The 15,146-nt window shown below is 49.5% G+C and carries 14 protein-coding genes and 2 tRNA genes (1 of these 16 only partly in view); 2 read left to right on the top strand and 14 right to left on the bottom strand.

Annotated elements, in window-relative coordinates; all coding sequences use genetic code 11:
* The first annotated feature begins 166 nt into the window (after positions 1 to 166).
* Positions 167 to 649 carry a zinc ribbon-containing protein gene (locus HMPREF3091_RS13155; RefSeq protein ID WP_004096436.1) on the top strand — a complete coding sequence of 161 codons (483 nt, stop codon included), beginning with the start codon at positions 167 to 169 and terminating at the stop codon, positions 647 to 649.
* 54 nt (positions 650 to 703) lie between these two features.
* Here the strand turns inward: HMPREF3091_RS13155 and rihA (HMPREF3091_RS13150) are convergent, their stop codons facing one another.
* The 12 genes from rihA (HMPREF3091_RS13150) to miaB form a co-directional block, all read right to left on the bottom strand.
* Entirely contained in the window at positions 704 to 1,636 is a 933-nt protein-coding gene (gene rihA, locus HMPREF3091_RS13150; protein WP_070716325.1) for a pyrimidine-specific ribonucleoside hydrolase RihA, read from the bottom strand.
* A gap of 11 nt (positions 1,637 to 1,647) precedes the next feature.
* On the bottom strand, positions 1,648 to 2,598 hold the full coding sequence (gene rihA / locus HMPREF3091_RS13145; RefSeq protein WP_070716323.1) for a pyrimidine-specific ribonucleoside hydrolase RihA: 951 nt from the start codon (positions 2,596 to 2,598) through the stop codon (positions 1,648 to 1,650).
* Between the two features lie 202 nt (positions 2,599 to 2,800).
* Complete coding sequence (locus HMPREF3091_RS13140) at positions 2,801 to 3,526, bottom strand: amino acid ABC transporter ATP-binding protein (protein WP_004096443.1); 726 nt, start codon at positions 3,524 to 3,526, stop codon at positions 2,801 to 2,803.
* Positions 3,526 to 4,200 carry a glutamate/aspartate ABC transporter permease GltK gene (gene gltK / locus HMPREF3091_RS13135; protein WP_004096445.1) on the bottom strand — a complete coding sequence of 225 codons (675 nt, stop codon included), beginning with the start codon at positions 4,198 to 4,200 and terminating at the stop codon, positions 3,526 to 3,528. Before gltK ends, HMPREF3091_RS13140 begins: the two co-directional genes overlap by 1 nt.
* The gene (locus HMPREF3091_RS13130; RefSeq protein WP_004096447.1) at positions 4,200 to 4,940 is read right to left on the bottom strand and encodes an amino acid ABC transporter permease; all 741 of its coding nucleotides are present in this window, start codon (positions 4,938 to 4,940) and stop codon (positions 4,200 to 4,202) included. The genes gltK and HMPREF3091_RS13130 overlap by 1 nt, the downstream gene beginning before the upstream one ends.
* A gap of 340 nt (positions 4,941 to 5,280) precedes the next feature.
* Entirely contained in the window at positions 5,281 to 6,195 is a 915-nt protein-coding gene (locus HMPREF3091_RS13125) for an amino acid ABC transporter substrate-binding protein (protein ID WP_070716321.1), read from the bottom strand.
* Between the two features lie 533 nt (positions 6,196 to 6,728).
* On the bottom strand, positions 6,729 to 7,316 hold the full coding sequence (locus HMPREF3091_RS13115) for an MSMEG_1061 family FMN-dependent PPOX-type flavoprotein (RefSeq protein ID WP_035504219.1): 588 nt from the start codon (positions 7,314 to 7,316) through the stop codon (positions 6,729 to 6,731).
* A 143-nt stretch (positions 7,317 to 7,459) separates the two neighbouring features.
* A complete protein-coding gene (gene lnt, locus HMPREF3091_RS13110) occupies positions 7,460 to 8,983 on the bottom strand; it encodes an apolipoprotein N-acyltransferase (protein ID WP_070716317.1) in 1,524 nt (507 codons plus the stop codon).
* Positions 8,984 to 8,990: 7 nt separating this feature from the next.
* Complete coding sequence (corC, locus tag HMPREF3091_RS13105) at positions 8,991 to 9,875, bottom strand: CNNM family magnesium/cobalt transport protein CorC (RefSeq protein ID WP_004096455.1); 885 nt, start codon at positions 9,873 to 9,875, stop codon at positions 8,991 to 8,993.
* Positions 9,876 to 9,986: 111 nt separating this feature from the next.
* Positions 9,987 to 10,460 carry an rRNA maturation RNase YbeY gene (ybeY, locus tag HMPREF3091_RS13100; protein WP_070716315.1) on the bottom strand — a complete coding sequence of 158 codons (474 nt, stop codon included), beginning with the start codon at positions 10,458 to 10,460 and terminating at the stop codon, positions 9,987 to 9,989.
* A gap of 26 nt (positions 10,461 to 10,486) precedes the next feature.
* The gene (locus HMPREF3091_RS13095) at positions 10,487 to 11,545 is read right to left on the bottom strand and encodes a PhoH family protein (RefSeq protein ID WP_004096458.1); all 1,059 of its coding nucleotides are present in this window, start codon (positions 11,543 to 11,545) and stop codon (positions 10,487 to 10,489) included.
* Between the two features lie 422 nt (positions 11,546 to 11,967).
* A complete protein-coding gene (miaB, locus tag HMPREF3091_RS13090) occupies positions 11,968 to 13,392 on the bottom strand; it encodes a tRNA (N6-isopentenyl adenosine(37)-C2)-methylthiotransferase MiaB (protein WP_004096460.1) in 1,425 nt (474 codons plus the stop codon).
* Between the two features lie 284 nt (positions 13,393 to 13,676).
* Between miaB and ubiF the strand changes: the two genes are divergently transcribed.
* Positions 13,677 to 14,852 carry a 3-demethoxyubiquinol 3-hydroxylase gene (ubiF, locus tag HMPREF3091_RS13085; RefSeq protein ID WP_070716312.1) on the top strand — a complete coding sequence of 392 codons (1,176 nt, stop codon included), beginning with the start codon at positions 13,677 to 13,679 and terminating at the stop codon, positions 14,850 to 14,852.
* Between the two features lie 97 nt (positions 14,853 to 14,949).
* Here the strand turns inward: ubiF and HMPREF3091_RS13080 are convergent.
* Together HMPREF3091_RS13080 and HMPREF3091_RS13075 are read right to left on the bottom strand one after the other, a co-directional pair.
* Positions 14,950 to 15,024, bottom strand: a tRNA-Gln gene (locus tag HMPREF3091_RS13080).
* 89 nt (positions 15,025 to 15,113) lie between these two features.
* Positions 15,114 to 15,146, bottom strand: a tRNA-OTHER gene (locus HMPREF3091_RS13075) (it continues 54 nt past the right edge of the window).

Raw genomic sequence — 15,146 nt, 5'->3', positions numbered from 1 at the left:
ACAGCTAGCACCCCTCAGAATCGCTTTTCTTTATCATAAAGGACAAAAGCGTCACGCTGAGATGCCGATCACAGGCTAAAGATCACGGTGACTCAGGTATTTACGACTAAAATAATTGACTGTAGGTTAAACTATAAGAAGCATTCACGTCACGCGGAGGTAAGGTATGAACAAGGTTGCTCAGTATTACCGTCAATGGGTCGCGGCATTAACCGAACGATTGAAAAACGGCGAGCGTGATATTGATGCGCTGATTAATAGCGCCGAAAAACAATTGAACAAGGCCGAGGATTTGACTCGCGATGACGTGGAGCAGATCAAGCGGGCGGTGCGTCGCGATCTGGAAGAGTTTGCTCGCAGTTACGAAGAGAGCAAAGACGAGCTTACCGATAGCGTCTTCATGCGCGTCATTAAAGAGAGCCTCTGGCAGGAACTGGCCGATATCACCGACAAAACCCAGCTTGAATGGCGTGAAGTGTTTAAAGATGTGAGCCATCACGGCGTTTACCACAGCGGTGAAGTGGTTGGTTTAGGTCATTTAGTCTGTGAGAAATGTCATTACACGCTAGATTTCTACACGCCGGAAGTCCTGCCCCTGTGTCCGAAATGTGGGCATGACCAATTCCATCGCAAACCTTTCCAGCCGTAGTGCTCGTTAAAAGTCATCCCCGATCTTCTGGGGATGACTAACGTTAGGATATGCTTAATAGCGCGCGACTCTTTCCAGCAACAAATCCACAAATCCCTTACGGTCAACGCTGAGTAATACTTCCGTATTGGGCGTATTTCCGGTGAGATTATAGACGTCAGCTACGGTCATGCCGGTGGTATATTTCCCCTGAGTTTCAACGCCAACCCAATAATGGGCAGAAGTAAACAGCTCCGGTTTCAACAGCCATGCCACCACGCATGGATCATGCATTGCCGCGCCGGGCAGTTTACGTGGCCCGCTGAGGTAAAGCGGCAGATAGAAATCAAGCATCTCGGCAACGGCTTTTGCGACTGGATTATCAATAGCACGGATCTGTTCGACTTCATCGGCCATCACTAACGCTTGATGTGTCATATTTAGACCGGCCATTACCAGAGGCACGCCAGACTGTAAAACAATCTCTGCGGCCTCTGGATCGACAATGATGTTGAACTCAGCCGCAGGAGTGGCATTACCGCCGTCGATTCCACCGCCCATAAATACGATGCGGGAGATTTTCGCTTTCAGCTCAGGGTATTGTGCTAGCAGTAGCGCGGCGTTGGTCATTGGCCCAGTAACTACCAGCGTGATTGCACTTTCTGCTTCGCGCAGAATTTTTGCCATCAGTTCGACGGCGTTGAGCTTATTGGTTTTGATGCTGGGCGAAGGCAACCTTGTGGTTCCCATCCCTGTTTCGCCGTGAACGTGATCGGCAATCATCAGTTTGCGCATGAGCGGCTGGCTAGCTCCACCGGCCACCGGAATATCGGTGCGCTGCATTAAAGTGAGCAGGCCTAAGGCGTTATGCAATGTCTTTTCTGGCGTTTGGTTACCCGCGGACGTGGTTACGGCTTTGATATCCAGCTCTGGCGAATGAAGCGCCATAGCGAGTGCAATCGCATCATCGAGGCCGGGGTCACAATCGAAAATGATTGGGGTGGACATGTTTTATCTCCTTAGCTAGCCAGATTGGCGTAGGCCGCGCCGATACGTTCGACCAGCAAATCAACAAATGCCTGACGGTCGACGTCCATCATGACCGTAGTATTAGGCTGGTTAGCGGTGAGAGAATAATAATCCACCACGGTCATCCCCTGTGTGTATTTGCCCTGTGTTTCCACGCCCACCCAGCGATCGACACAGGTGAAAATTTCCGGCTTGATAAGCCATGCAATGGTGCACGGATCGTGCAGCGGTGCACCTTGGAATCCCCATTTTTCCTGTTTGTGATATTCCATGAAGAAATCCAGCAAATCCGCGACGACGCCTGCAACCGGGTTGCCGAGTTGGCGGAATCGTTCGATATCTTCACTCATAATTTGGGCGCGATGAGTCACATCCAGCCCAGCCATGACAATCGGCAAACCGGATTGAAAGACGATTTCAGCGGCTTCAGGATCAACGTAAATATTAAATTCAGCGGCGGGCGTCCAGTTTCCTAGCATCGCAGCACCGCCCATGATGACGATGCGGCTGATTTTGGCGTGTAGCTCTGGATGCGACGTCAGCAGCAGTGCAATGTTAGTCAAGGGGCCTGTTGCGACCACGGTGACGGGCTGCTGGCTCGCCCGCAACGTCTGAGCAATCAGCTCTACGGCGTTACATGTTTGTGGGGCAAAGTTCGGTTCTGGGAGATCAGGTCCGTCTAATCCGCTTTCGCCGTGTACATTATCGGCAATAATCAGTTCGCGCATTAGCGGTTTTACTGCGCCACCGGCGACGGGAATATCGCTTCTTTGCAGTAATGTCAGAATGCGTAGAGCATTACGCAACGTTTTGTCTGGTGTCTGATTACCGGCAGAGGTCGTGACAGCTTTGAGCTCGAGCTCTGGTGAGGCAAGAGCAAGGATCAACGCGATAGCGTCATCATGGCCTGGGTCGCAATCAAGAATAATAGGTAAAGACATTAGGTAAGACTCCTGTCATTAGCGGTTTTTATTGTTTGAGCGTTATTGTGTGACCAGCTTAACGTGCAGAAGAAATTAGGAATAGAAATGGGAGTTCAAAGCGTGAGGTAATGCGCAATCCTACAAAAATGTAGGCGTTGCGCACAAAATCATTTGTTCACCAAGGCGTTCGTTAACACCGGCATTCGTTCAACAAAAAATGCTAATGAATAATTTTGGCCAAGAAATCTTTGGCGCGTTCGGATTCAGGATTATTGAAGAAGTCGTCTTTATTGCGATCTTCTACGATTTTGCCTTCGTCCATAAAGATCACCCGATGTGCGACTTTGCGGGCGAAGCCCATTTCATGCGTCACCACCATCATGGTCATCCCTTCTTTGGCGAGTTCCACCATCACGTCGAGCACTTCGTTGATCATTTCAGGGTCGAGTGCCGAGGTGGGTTCGTCAAATAGCATCGCGACAGGATCCATGCACAGCGCACGAGCGATAGCCACACGCTGTTGTTGTCCGCCGGAGAGCTGGCTTGGGAATTTATCTGCGTGCGAAGAAAGCCCAACGCGTTCCAGCAGTTTTAATCCTTTACTCTTAGCCGCAGCTTTTTCACGCCCGAGAACTTTTACCTGCGCCAGCGTCAGATTTTCGATGATAGACAGATGTGGAAACAGCTCAAAGTGCTGAAATACCATTCCGACCTTTGAACGTAGCTTGGCTAAGTCAGTGCGCTTATCGTTCACCTGAATGCCGTTAACGGTAATTTCACCTTTCTGAATGGGCTCGAGGCCATTAACGGTTTTAATCAAGGTTGATTTACCTGAACCAGAAGGGCCGCATACCACCACCACTTCGCCTTTTTTCACTTCCGTGGAGCAGTCTGCCAGCACCTGAAAGTGACCATACCACTTAGAAACATTTTTCAGGGAAATCATCAAACAGTCCTTTTTTTCAAGTAATTAACCAGCGCAGAAGCTGCAAGGCTGATAATAAAATAGACAAAACCGGCAAACAGGATCATTTCTACCTGCGTCCCATCTCGCTCACCGATGGTTGAGGCGGTGCGGAAGAAATCGGCCAAGCTAAGTACGTACACCAGCGACGTATCTTGAAATAGCACAATCCCCTGAGTCAGCAACAGTGGCACCATAGCGCGGAACGCCTGCGGCAGGATCACCAAGCGCATCGATTGCCAGTGGGTCATTCCCAGCGCAAGTGATGCACCAGACTGACCTTTGGAAACGCTTTGAATACCGGCACGAATGATTTCCGAGTAATAGGCCGCCTCAAACAAGGAAAACGCTACCATGGCTGAGATAAGTCGAATATCAGTTTTTGGTGATAAGCCTAGAACTTGTTGTAATAAGCTAGGCACAACCAGGTAGAACCACAGCAACACCATCACCAGCGGTACGGATCGGAATAGGTTAACGTACAGGGTGGCAAACCAACTGATGGGCTTGAATGATGACAAACGCATCACCGCTAAAATAGTGCCCCATATAATGCCGAACACCACGGCGATAAGCGTAATTTTCAGCGTAATGACCATGCCGTTCATCAGATACGGCAGGCTGGGAACAATAGAGCTCCAATCAAATTCGTACATTATTTGCTCCCCATATTCCCTGGTAGCTGGATCTTGCGTTCAACAAAGTGCATAACCAGCATGATCACGGCGTTAATGGCAATGTAGGCCAGCGTAATCGCCGTAAAGGACTCGTAGGCATGCGCAGAGTAGTCCAGCAGTTTGCCGGCTTGAGCCGCCATGTCGACAAGCCCAATCGTTGAGGCAATGGCCGAGTTTTTAACTAGATTAAGCATCTCGGAGGTCATTGGCGGGACGATGACGCGATAGGCGTTAGGCAGCAGTACGTAGCGATAGGTTTGTGGCAGCGTCAGCCCCATCGCTAAACCGGCATTTTTCTGTCCGCGTGGCAGCGACTGAATGCCGGAGCGCACCTGTTCGCAGACGCGAGCGGCGGTGAATAGGCCAAGGCATAGCATCGATGAAACAAAGAACTGTACGTTAGGATCGAGTTCACTCTTGAACCACATCCCCAGATCGGCGGGTAACAGCTCGGGAATGACTAAATACCAAGTAAAGAACTGCACGATCAATGGCACGTTACGGAAGAGTTCGACGTAACACATCCCAATGGTCGAGAGAAAACGGTTAGGGACGGTTCGCAGGATCCCGAAAATCGATCCCACGAAGAACGCGATAATCCAAGCGCAAATGGACAGGGCGACGGTGACCTGAAAACCCGACCAGATCCAGCCCAAATACGTCGTGTTGCCGAAAGGTGCCGGCTGCAAAAATATGCCCCAGTTCCAGTCTATAGACATAGATAACTCCCTAAAGTGATATACGGCTGGCGCTTATCAGGTTTTAAGTTTGATAGGCAACCGCATACACGAAAGATTGGCGACAGTAACTTTTGATTTGAAGACAAGACAACTGCGACGAGAGAGGGGGAGGGAACGATCTCCCCCCATCTGTCTGCCCAAAGTTTTGTCAGCAATCTATCGCCTATTCACTGGATGCTACGGCTATGCAACAGCATTCGTTCACCTTAACCACTTGTTTATGCAAGCTTATCGGGTGTTACTGATAGCCAGCCTTGCCGTCGCTCCAATGAATTTGGCGATAATCCTCTTTATTCTTAAATCGTGCAGAGGCTATGAGTTACTTAGCAATTTGGTCATTTGGCGCTTTAAACAGTGCCTTCATATCGTCAGATAACGCGAAGTTCATGTTCATATTCTTTGGTGGGATTGGCTGATTAAACCAACGCTCATACCACTTAGCGGCTTCGCCAGAAGTCTGTGCTTTAGCAATGGTTTCATCCATCAGCTTTTTGAATGCAGGATCGTTTTTACGCAGCATACAGCCGTAGGCTTCGTGTGATTGCGGTGTGCCCACGATTTCCCACTGATCTGGTTTCTTCGCCTTGGCGCGCTCACCGGCCAGCAGAGCATCGTCCATCATAAACGCCACCGCACGGCCACTCTCTAGCGTACGGAAGGAGTCACCGTGATCTTTGGCACTGATGATGCGCATTTTCATATTGTCTTTTTCATTCAGCTTATTCAGCAGAATTTCAGACGTGGTTCCTGATGTCACGACTACCGGTTTGCCAGCCAGATCTTTGAAGTCTTTAATGTCGCCGCCTTTCTTCACGAGCAAGCGCGTACCGACAACAAAGATGGTATTTGAGAAACCTGCCTGTTGCTGGCGTTCTGCGTTATTGGTGGTGGAGCCACACTCAAAATCGAAGGTACCGTTTTGCAGCAGAGGGATGCGGTTTTGCGAGGTGATTGGCAACATTTTTACCTGTAAATTAGGCATGTTTAGCTGTTTTTTCACCGCATCAACGATTTGGTTTGAGTAATCCTGAGAGTAGCCAACCACTTTTTGAGCGTTGTCGTAGTAAGAGAAGGGAACAGACGATTCGCGGTGACCAACAACGATCACGCCATTGTTTTTGATCTTTTGCAGAGTGTCTGATGTGGCTTCACTTTTCTGATCGTCTGCGGCATGGACCATGGTGCTCGACATACCGATCAGCAACATTGATAACGCCAGTTTGCGCATTTGCATTCGCGTACTCCTTCGATTGTTGTGCTACAAGTTTTATCCCCTTCATACTTCACCTTGTATGTGCGTTAGCCTCTTGCGCTCACCCTGTTGGGGCCAGCGCTTTGCGCTGTGCAAAAAAGCTGACGTTTTGTCGTACAACTTGAAATATGTGGGTGTATAGGTTTTTGTTTTATAAGTTTTTTGCTGATTTATTATCAGCTTGCACTTGAGCGCCGGAACGACGGCGCTTTCGTACATTTACCCGACTGTCCAGATTCTTGGCTTCTTGCGAAGCGAGCGAAAAACATCGCTACTTGATAGCAAAATAGCCTAATGTAATTAAAATGATATTATTATGTTTATAATTTGAGACATAAACCGCACCATTTAGTGGCATAAAATTCGCGATGCACAAAAATAATGCACTTAATGCATCAAATTTGTGCAAGCATACTCGCCAATGATGGCTAACCAGTGATTTTTGGTTTTATGCTGAAATTACTGCAAGAGGTGTGCCAGAAACGGGGCTCCGCAGGGGGAGCCCTAGGAAGATATCAGTCGCGGGATAGTGCTTGGGATAGTGCAATGTGGGCGTGAGCGATTTCCATAATCGAAGGAAGCGATTTGGGATTAATATGACGCTCAGTGTCCCATAGACCGCCAAAGGTCACTGCTCGGCCACAGTGAATGAAAGCTTCTTCCACGTTTATCACCAGTACGCTACGTGCTGCATTTTCTTGCACATAGAATCGCTTACACAAATCGGGATCGACGCTGATTTGTGCGGTGCCATTGACGCGAAATGCTTCGCTCCATCCTGGAATTAAAAACAGCAATCCAATTGTTGGGTTATGTAGCAAATTGCTAATACCATCTAAGCGATTATTGCCGGGCAGATCGGGCAACAGCAGCGTTTTTTCATCTGCAACCTGTACAAAACCTTCATCGCCGCCTTTGGGTGAGCAGTCCATGCCTTTTTCGCCAATGGTAGAAATCACCACAAACGGAGAGGCTTCAATAAGCTGGCGCGCATAGCTATCAATGTGATCAATCTGCTTTTGCAGCACCATCTTATTGGGCTGAGCATAGTGTTCACGCAATTTTTGCTCATCGGCAATGATAAATTCAGGGTTTAACTGCATAGCTTTCTCATTAATGGCAGGGAAATTGGCGGGAACATTAGCAGTAGTGAGTGTGATTCGCAATCGTGATATGAGAGGGGGCTTCTCTCGGCTCCCCTAGTGAAAAGGGGAGGCCGAGAGAATGAGCGTTATCGAATCGGAGATTAGCGGCGTTTACGTCCTGCAATCAGCGCAACACCCGCCATGACAAAGGTAATGATCCATAATGGAATGGAACCAAAGAGAACATAAGGCGTGATGCCAGTGGTTGGTGCGACATTCACTTCCAAGACCTTACGTTCAAACTGTGGGATTTCAGCGATGACGTTACCTGATGCATCTACCGCGGCTGTCACGCCGTTGTTAGTGCTACGCAGCAGTGGGCGCCCTAGCTCCAGCGCACGCATACGAGCCATTTGGAAATGCTGCCACGGGCCAATGGAGTGGCCGAACCAGGCATCGTTAGACACGGTGAGCAAGAAGTTGGTGTCCGCACGGAAATTAGCTCTTACCTGTTCACCCAGCACGATTTCATAGCAAATAGCCGCGGTTAGGTTATATCCCTGCACGCTGAGCTGTGGCTGGATATAGTCTCCACGGCTAAAGGCTGACATTGGCAGGTTAAAGAACGGCGCTAGAGGACGCAGCAAATCTTCCATCGGCACAAATTCACCAAAAGGAACCAGATGGTGCTTGTTGTAGCGATTTTTGCTTGGATAAACGTAAGGTTCTTTCTCACCCAAGACAATCACGGTGTTGTAATAACGTGGGCCATATTCGCCCATGCGGTCATCAACAATACCGGTAATCAGGCTACTGTGGTGGGAGCGGAACAGGCTGTCGAGCATGGTTAAGAACTGGTTCTGATTCTTCTCGGTATCTGGGATTGCGGATTCTGGCCAAATAATAATCGGCGCTTTCCCCAGATAAGGACGTGATTCATCCAGATAGGTTTGCAGCGTGGTGATCAGCGCGTTTGGATCCCATTTCATTGATTGCTCAATGTTGCCCTGAACCATCGCGACATTAACGGCCTTATCGGTCTGATTCTGATACCACTGAATGCCACGCAGCGGCCAAGGGAGCAGCAACAACGCAATAGCGACAATGGCTGGAGCGACTTTGCGCAGCGATAGGGCAAGCACTAACAATCCACTGATGATCATCAGTAGATAGGTAATGGTATCTACACCGGCGATAGGAGCCAGTCCTTTCAGCGGGCCGTTGATTTGGCTATAGCCAAACTGCAACCATGGGAAGCCAGTCAAAACCCAGCCGCGTAGGAACTCGGTAAGCTGCCACAGCGCCGGAGCCGCAATGGCTAAACGCCAAACGTTGGTGGTAGGCCAAAATCGGTTAAGCAAACCAGCAAACAGCATCGGATACAACGCAAGATAGGCGGCTAACAGCACCACCAGAGACATGCTGACCGGCGTTGGCATTCCACCAAACTGTTCGATACTGACGTAAACCCAGTTGATTCCGGTGCCAAATAATCCCATTCCCCATAGGAAGCCCAATCCAACGGCCTGCTTAGTTGTGCGATTAAGGGTAACGGCAAGTAGGCCAATCAGCGAAATCAGTGCTGCGGGCCAGAAATCGTAGGGGGAGAATGAAAGGGTGCCAGCGGCACCCAATATGAGCGCCAGTAAGGCGCGAACCCACTGGCGTTGAAGTAATGAACACATGTTGTTATTAATCTTCCAGATCCAATTTCGGTTGAGGGGACTCATCCGGGATTTTGACATGAACCTGTATAATGCGTCGACTATCGGCCATGGCTACTTTGAATTGGTAACCATCGATGTCAATGGTTTCGCCTCGCGCCGGTAAATGACCAAACGCCTGCATCACCAACCCCCCCACGGTGTCCACTTCTTCATCGCTGAAGTGGGTACCAAAGGCTTCGTTAAAATCTTCAATCTGAGTCAGCGCACGCACGGTGTACATATGACGACTAATCTGACGTACGTCGCGATCTTCGACTTCATCATATTCATCATCGATCTCACCGACGATCAGCTCGAGAATATCCTCGATGGTGACCAAGCCGGAGACACCGCCAAATTCATCGATGACGATCGCCATGTGGTACCGCTGTGAGCGGAACTCTTTGAGCATACGGTCAACACGTTTGCTCTCTGGCACAACGACCGCAGCACGCAGCACTCTATCGATGCTGAATGGTTCGGAATCACTGCGCATAAACGGCAGCAGATCCTTAGCCATCAATATCCCTTCGATGTGATCTTTATCTTCGCTAATCACTGGGAAACGAGAGTGCGCAGAATCAACAATCACGTCCAGACACTCTTCAAGCGTCTGATTACGTTTCAAGGTGACCATTTGGCTGCGTGGGATCATGATGTCACGAACGCGCTGCTCGGCAATATCCATCACGCCTTCCAGCATGTCACGGGTATCGGGATCGATCAGGTCGTTTTGTTCGGAATCACGGATCAGTTCAACTAAATCTCCACGGTTTTTAGGTTCACCGTGAAATAGTTGGTTGAGAATCAGAGAGAAAAAGCCCTTTTTGGGACTGGGGCTATCGTTGTTTTGTGAATGGTCGTCGCTCATGGCGTTAGTGTGTGGTTACCTATAATTAATGGTCAATATACCCTGCATGTTTGAAGTCACATCAGGATATAACAATCGTGACCGCGCATTTTACGTGGTCACTGTAATCATTTAGTCGGATTCTTTTTCAGCTGCATAAGGATCGGGATACCCGAGTTCCTGCATGATTTCAGCTTCTAAAGCTTCCATTTCTTCTGCTTCTTCATCGATGATGTGGTCATACCCTAGCAGATGCAGACTGCCGTGGACAACCATATGTGCCCAATGCGAGAGCAGGGTAATTTCTTGCTCTTTTGCTTCTGCTTCAACAACCTGTCGGCAGATAATCATATCACCCAGCAGAGGAAGCTCAATGCCCGGAGGCGCTTCGAACGGGAAGGATAACACGTTGGTCGGTTTATCCTTACCACGATAGGTCATATTCAGTTCATGACTCTCAGCTTCATCGACCAATCGGATGGTGACCTCTGCCTCTTCCTGAAACTTCGGCAGCACGGCTTCCAGCCATAAACGGAAATCAGCTTCGGCGGGCAGCCCCTCAATATTCTCGCAGGCGATTTGCAGATCTAATATTACATTGCTCATATTTTATTGCTCATAATACATCCAGCTTAGTGTGTTTCTTGCCCTGAGGCTGATGCCTGAGCTTCACGCTTGCGCTGTTCAGCCTGCTCATCTTTACGTTTCTGTTCGGCGATTTCCCATGCTTCATAGGCCATCACCACCTGTGCAACGACAGGGTGGCGCACCACGTCTTCGCTGGTTAGGAAGTTGAAACTGATCTCTTCAACGGAAGAAAGCACTTCAATGGCATGGCGAAGCCCTGATTTTTGCGCTCGTGGCAGGTCAATCTGGGTCACGTCACCGGTAATAACCGCTTTTGAGTTAAAACCGATACGGGTCAGAAACATTTTCATCTGCTCGATGGTGGTGTTCTGGCTTTCATCCAGAATAATAAACGCATCATTCAATGTACGACCGCGCATGTAAGCCAGCGGTGCAACTTCGATAACGTTACGTTCCATCAGCTTTTCAACGCGCTCAAAGCCCAGCATTTCAAACAACGCATCATATAGCGGGCGCAGGTATGGATCGACTTTTTGGCTCAGATCGCCCGGCAGAAACCCGAGTTTTTCACCGGCTTCAACTGCGGGGCGGGTCAACAAAATACGGCGAATTTCTTGGCGCTCTAATGCATCCACGGCAGCGGCAACGGCCAAGTATGTTTTACCTGTACCAGCAGGACCTACGCCAAAGGTGATGTCATGATCGAGCACGTTAGCAATGTACTGTGCTTGATTAGGTGTGCGAGGCTTGATAACGCCGCGTTTGGTCTTGATGTTGACCGCTTTGCCATATTCAGGAACATGGTCGGCAACCTGTTCCAATACGCCACTTTCTTTGATCGCCAAATGGACTTGTTCAGGGATGATATCAGGGATATGGCCACGCATCGGCGCAGTATCAACATACAGGTGGCGCAAGATATCTTTTGCCGCGCTGACACAGGCCGCTTTGCCCACCAGCTTAAAGTGGTTATCACGATGGCTGATCTCTATGCCTAAACGGCGTTGGAGTTGTTTAATATTGTCATCAAACGGGCCACACAGGCTGTTTAGTCGCTGATTATCTGCCGGTTCTAATGCAAGTTCTTCAGTGATAATGTTCAAACTATTCCTCTGAGCTGAATACCCTATAACTAATAGCGTAAATGATACATGGCATTACGCCATTATTCTTCATCTGCGGGCCATTGTGACCAGAATTGTCAATACGCTTCGCAATTTCTCATTATTCAATGGGGGAGGAAGGGCGCTATTTCAAGCTGTTTTTTGTTTTTCATGTTAGATGAAATGCATTATAGAGCCACCAGCAGGGATGCTGGTGGCAGGTTGAAGGCACACAGGATGTGTGCTCTGAGACCGGTCGACCAAGAGACTCGGTAAAAAGCGCGCGGGTGTTGGGTGCGCGCGCTGGCGCACCCAACTCGGTCGCCAACGTCTGCGATTGCATGGACACGTATTAGTCAAATGGGCGAACGAAATTTTACACAGTTTGCCCATACGCCAACGAAACATAGGATCATCAGAAACTAAGGCTGATAGCTTCCTACACCCAGCGCATCCTCTTTCCGGGTTCGCGCAATGACTGACTCCGGGGATTCGTGGACACGCAGATCCATTTGATCTTCGGTACGAACTAATACGCCACGCAGTGAGTTCGTTCTCACCTCTGTGATTTCTACATCCACAAAGGTTCCAACCAGTTCCGGTGAGCCTTCAAAGTTCACCACGCGATTATTTTCAGTACGGCCTGACATTTCCATTACGTTTTTACGTGAAATGCCTTCAACCAAAATACGCTGAACGGTGCCCACCATTTTGCGGCTGTAGCTCTGAGCCTGCTGGTTGATGCGATCTTGCAGAATGTACAGACGCTGCTTTTTCTCTTCTTCTGGTACGTCATCAGCCATATCGGCTGCAGGAGTGCCTGGACGCGGTGAGAATACAAAGCTGTAGCTCACATCGAAATTGACTTCGGCAATCAGTTTCATGGTTTGCTCGAAATCTTCCTGTGTTTCACCAGGGAAGCCAATAATAAAATCAGAACTGATAAGAATATCAGGTCGTGCCTTACGTAGCTTACGGATGATGGACTTATATTCGAGCACCGTGTGAGTGCGTTTCATCAGGTTGAGTATGCGGTCTGATCCGCTTTGTACCGGAAGATGCAGGAAGCTCACCAGCTCAGGTGTATCTTCATAAACGGCGATAATATCGTCGGTGAATTCGATAGGATGGCTGGTGGTAAAACGAATCCGATCAATGCCGTCAATCGCGGCAACCAAGCGCAGCAGTTCGGCAAACGTACAAATATCGCCGTCGAAAGAGGGGCCGCGGTAGGCATTCACGTTTTGTCCGAGCAGATTGACTTCACGCACGCCTTGAGCCGCTAGCTGAGCGATTTCAAACAGCACGTCGTCGGCAGGGCGGCTGACTTCTTCACCGCGTGTATAAGGCACAACGCAGTAGGTACAGTATTTATTACAGCCTTCCATGATAGAAACAAAGGCGCTAGGGCCTTCAGCGCGCGGCTCTGGCAGGCGGTCAAACTTTTCAATTTCAGGGAAACTAACGTCAACGACAGGGCTTTTGCTGCCGCGTACCTTGTTAATCATTTCTGGTAGACGGTGCAACGTTTGTGGGCCAAAAACGATATCCACATAGTGGGCACGTTGGCGCAGCAGTTTACCTTCCTGTGAGGCCACGCAGCCACCGACGCCGATAATGACGTTCGGGTTGGCTTCTTTCAGCAGTTTCCAGCGACCGAGTTGGTGGAAGACCTTCTCTTGTGCTTTCTCGCGAATTGAGCAGGTATTAAGCAGCAAGACATCTGCCTCTTCGGCATTGTCAGTCAGTTCGAAACCGTGCGTGCTGCCCAGTAAATCAGCCATCTTAGATGAATCATACTCATTCATCTGACAGCCCCAGGTTTTAATATGCAGTTTTTGTGTCATCGAATTGCCATTGCTATATGCAGGTGGATTTCGGACAGACCGGCACTGGTATCTAAAACAGAATGAATATCGGGTGACCCCGTTTTAGATAATCAAAGGTAGAGGTGTCGGAACAAGCCCATACGCAGGTCGGCTATTGTAATCTTTGCCATTAGCCGTGACTACCCTATCACCTCACGCTTTATGTACCCATAATATCTTGAGCAACGCCAATTATTTCGGGGATAGGCCGAGTCAGAGGTAAAATCCGGTACACTAGGAGCATTAATTGATGGGAGACAGCGATGGCCGAGCAAAAAAGTGATGTGGTGGTAATTGGTGGCGGCATGGTTGGCGCCGCTACGGCGCTAGGATTGGCACAGGCTGGTTTTTCAGTCACGGTGGTAGAGAATCGCCGCCCACGGCCGTTTGACCCGTCACAGCCGCCAGATTTACGAATATCGGCTATCAGTGCCTCTTCGGTGGCCTTGTTAGACAGCTTAGGCGTTTGGAAAGACGTACGCCATATGCGTAGTGCCGCCTATCGTGGTTTGGAAACGTGGGAGTGGGACGCTTCTCGCGTTAGTTTCAGCGCTAAGGATCTGGGGATACCTGAACTCGGCCACATGCTGGAGAACGAGGTATTGCAGCTCGCGCTTTGGCAACACTTGGAGCAGATGCCCAATATTACGCTCAACGTTCCGGCTGAACTAAAAATGCTAACGCGGTTAAACGACGGCTGGAGTGTTAGCTTGAATGACGGCAGCCAAATCGAAGCCAGGCTGGTTATTGGTGCGGATGGGGCTAACTCTCAGGTACGTTCCTTCGCCGGTATTGGCGTGCGTGGTTGGCAATATCGTCAATCATGCATGCTGATCTCTGTTCAAACACAAGATGATCCATTAGACGTCACTTGGCAGCAATTTACGCCACAGGGGCCGCGTGCGTTTTTACCTCTGTGGGAAAATTGGGCATCTCTGGTGTGGTATGACAGCCCCGCTCGAATTCGTCAATTGATGGCATTACCCATGACGCAGCTCACACAGGAAATCAAACATACGTTTCCTGAGCGTTTAGGCAATGTCACGGCTATCGCTGCCGGATCTTTCCCGCTGGTGCGACGCCATGCTAACCGCTATGTGCAAGAAGGGCTTGCGCTGTTAGGTGACGCTGCACACACCATTAACCCGTTGGCGGGGCAGGGCGTTAATCTTGGCTACCGTGATGTGGATGCCTTGCTGGACGTCGTGATTCAAGCGCGTCAGCAGGGCGAGATTTGGCACAGCGAGGAGATCCTCAAGCGTTATCAGCGTCGCCGTCGTCCGGACAATTTATTAATGCAGGCAGGCATGGATGTTTTTTATGCTGCGTTCAGCAATGAATTGAAACCGCTACAGCTCATAAGAAACTTCGGTCTGATGGCCGCTGAGCGTTCCGGTGAGCTGAAGAAACGGGCGCTGAAATATGCATTAGGTTTATAGCGTGCAACCCCCTCCTTGGCGAAGAGGAGGGGAAACGTCATCGACAACAAATTAAAGACGAAAAAAAAGCTCGCGATAAGCGAGCTTTTTCTTTCTTTGGCTGGGGTACGAGGATTCGAACCTCGGAATGCCGGAATCAGAATCCGGTGCCTTACCGCTTGGCGATACCCCAAATGTTCGTTTAAACCTTGGGTGCGCGAGTAATCTCTAACGCGGCATCTTACGATGCGTAAACCTGTTAAGAAGACAGACTTATGGAATTGGCTGGGGTACGAGGATTCGAACCTCGGAATG

This window comes from Hafnia sp. HMSC23F03 (assembly GCF_001816025.1).
Lineage (GTDB): Bacteria > Pseudomonadota > Gammaproteobacteria > Enterobacterales > Enterobacteriaceae > Hafnia > Hafnia paralvei.
This window is presented reverse-complemented; position numbering and strand designations above follow the sequence as displayed.